At 38.6% G+C, this 2,659-nt stretch carries 1 protein-coding gene and 1 pseudogene; one reads left to right on the forward strand and one right to left on the reverse strand.

Features of this window, described 5'->3' with window-relative positions; translation table 11 throughout:
* Positions 1-352: 352 nt before the first annotated feature.
* Complete coding sequence (locus G322_RS0118625) at positions 353-532, reverse strand: hypothetical protein (protein ID WP_022943184.1); 180 nt, start codon at positions 530-532, stop codon at positions 353-355.
* A gap of 190 nt (positions 533-722) precedes the next feature.
* Here G322_RS0118625 and G322_RS23095 point away from each other — a divergent pair.
* Positions 723-1,759: pseudogene (locus tag G322_RS23095) on the forward strand (IS110 family RNA-guided transposase).
* The last annotated feature ends 900 nt before the right edge of the window (positions 1,760-2,659 follow it).

Genomic DNA, 2,659 nt, shown 5'->3' on the forward strand with positions numbered 1-2,659 from the left:
GTTGCAGGTAAGATGCAACGAGCTTGTTGGGATCAGGATTTTAGGGCTGAAGTCCTTTTTGGATAAAATTCATACAAAGCGTAATCCGCCCCTGGCGGTATCAACTAACGCCGTGTTAACTGTCACGTGGTTGGCTTTATTTTTGCATTCTTTCTTTTGCAAAAATAGAGACAACTGTTAGCGTCCATGTTGAACGACTTGTTAGGTAATTTAGCTACCATAACTCTATTCAAGAAAGGCTCCTGAGCACTTCCTGATATATCACAGCAAAGGTGATTTACTGTGAGTATTAAGGGTTTCGTTCAATAATGATCCAAAAAAAGGGACAAAGCCCCTACTGGTCATTTAGCAATTAGCATTTTTTGTGTCCTGGATCACAGTGTTTACTGCGACAGTTACGACAATATGATTGTGCTATTTTCTTGCCTGTATCTTTCATATTACGAAAACCAAAAAATTCATCCATTTTCTTAAGGTCACCACTTGCAACGATGTTACAACATGGGCATTGTGCTTTCAGTATTGAAGGCATGCTGTTCTCCATAGTTAATAAACTTACAAATAACATGGGTATTAATATAAATATATCAAGGGTACATAAAAATTAATTTACCTAACGCTGCATTAAGCGGACTAAAATAGATAATTGGACTCCCTCAACCCATCCAGGATGAGGTAATATAAAAGTTACCACACAAATATATCAGAGAGAGAGTCCTAAAATGCATAGTACAAGAGTTGGTGTTGACCTGGCAAAAGATGTTATTCAAGTTTGTGTTTCAAAACACAAAAAGGTGCAGTCAAATATTGAAATGACACCGGAAGAGTTCCTTTGCTGGTTAAATACAAGCAAACCCGCCACTATCATTTTGAAGCTTGCAGTACCTCTAACTACTGGAAACAAAAAGCATTACAAGCTGGCCATGACGCACGCTTAATATCTGCAAAATTGGTATCTGTTGTTAGGAAAAATCAAAAAACAGATAAAAATGATGCGTTAGCGATAATACAAGCGGCTCTATTACCTGACGTTACATTTATTGGTGGTAAAACAGTTGAGCAGCAATAATTGCAATCTATAAAACGCCTCAGAGAATTAACCATCAAGCAGCGTGATGCTTCCCAAAATCAAATAGTCGCTTTACTGGCTGAATTAAACCTGCGCATATCAAAAGCCAGAGGAAGCATTATCCGTTCAATAGAGGGTATTCTCGAAGACGCTGATAATGGATTAAGTACTGAGTGTAGAGCCGCAATTTCTATTGCTAAATAGTCGCTTAGCTTACTTATCAAAGCAGTTAAAGGCTATGATGAGTGTCTAGAAAAATCAGCGTCATTACACCCTGATTGCAAAAAACTGTTGAAACTAGAAGGTGTTGGCACACTAAACGCAATAAACCTCTATTTAGCAATTGGTTGTGCAGAAATTGGTGCTTTCAGTAAAGGAAAAGATGCATCTGCTTGCATTGAATTAACACCGATACAACACTCATCAGGTGGCGTAGTAAAGCTTGGCTCAATAGGGAAGTTTAGTCGCAATAGTGCCCTCAGGAGCCAATTAGTTTGCGGGGCAATGGCCGCAATACAACACATAGTTAAACGAGAAGCGAAAACCCAAAAAGAAGTTTGGCTCAAAGCGCTCGTTGACCGTAGAGGCAAGAAGTGTGCAGCTGTCGCATTAGCAAACAAAACGGTGAGAACTGCATATGCGATGCTTACACACGGTACAGAATATAAAGCAGAATTACTTACTGCTTAAAAGCGTTCCAACAACAAAAATGCAAATACAAAGGTAAAAACCAACTGGTTTAGTCAGTAACCCACTTAGAGCTATATAGCTCGCTAAATAGATTAGACAACCAGTTCGCGTAAATATCAAAGAGCCAGAGATAGCTTCTCAGTGAGAGCTCGTACATAAGTTCGCATTTATTTCTTTGTATTGATCATTGTTGTTGACAAGAGGGAGTCCACATAAGTGGGTTAAAATGTGTAGCGAAGCGAAACCTAACCCACTGTTTTTGTTCCGTTTAAATGCCTTATAGGGCTGCATGTAATATACATAGTATGCGCTAATAATATACATTAACCGCATATAACAACCGGTTAATATAAGCTATTCCTATCAATTGGTCATTCTTAAGGCCATACTGATATCGTTACACTTTGACCCTCAACGTCACTGCGTAACCCCAGTCCTTAGGTTGGCTCAAACTGACTTAGGCTTAAGAGTTTACCTCAAAAAAGGAAAGTATCATGAGTAAAGGCCAAGACAGTAAAAAAAACATTAAAAAGAAACCACTTTTAACACCAAAAGAGAAGAAAGCAGCAAAGGCGGCAAAGAAACCCACAAGCACTTCTTTAGTTAATTAACTAATTGATGGCCATCGAGTTTTTTTGATGGCCTTTTTTTAGAGTCAAAATAGAGTTAGAACCATTTTAATTAAGTATAGATACCCACATCTACAACAGAGCGGACTTTCAACTGCCCTATAACGCCTTGTACGGTAGAAAAGACCCTGTCCTAAAATCTGTGTATGAAGTGGCATAGGTTCCCCTTGTGATGCCTAACGCCGCAATAAGCGGAAATTAATAGTTGGCTATAATTTGAAGCGAAGCGGAAAAAGCCAACTGTTAATTTTCCGTTTAATTGCCTTGTTAT

The organism is Psychromonas hadalis ATCC BAA-638 (assembly GCF_000420245.1).
GTDB classification, from domain to species: domain Bacteria; phylum Pseudomonadota; class Gammaproteobacteria; order Enterobacterales; family Psychromonadaceae; genus Psychromonas; species Psychromonas hadalis.